This window comes from Arthrobacter sp. 260, assembly GCF_013116745.1.
Taxonomy (GTDB): domain Bacteria; phylum Actinomycetota; class Actinomycetes; order Actinomycetales; family Micrococcaceae; genus Arthrobacter_D.
In genome coordinates this window covers 1-252 of record NZ_JABFOE010000071.1, presented here as the reverse complement: position 1 = coordinate 252, position 252 = coordinate 1, and the positions used below count along the sequence as shown (strand labels likewise).

General features: G+C 63.9%; 1 pseudogene. It reads left to right on the top strand.

Going from position 1 to position 252, the window contains the following annotated elements:
- Window positions 1-252 (top strand): annotated as a pseudogene (locus HMI57_RS18400) (hypothetical protein); the annotation flags it as partial.

Below are 252 nucleotides of genomic sequence, written 5' to 3'. Positions count from 1 at the left end.
GGGGGACGCTTGGCGACACCGTACTTTGCGGCGATTACGACTCAGACGGGAAGTCGGATGTCACGGTGTGGCGACCCGGGCTGGCCGGTGTGGCCGGCTTCTGGGTGCTGCAGTCGTCGAACGGCGTGGGGTTTTTTGAGCCCTTCGGGCAGACGGGCGACGACCCCGAGGTCGTGGGCGATTATAACGATGACGGTCGCGATGATTTTGCGGTGTATCGGGCGGGCAGTCCCTCCGTCTTCTACTTCCGGA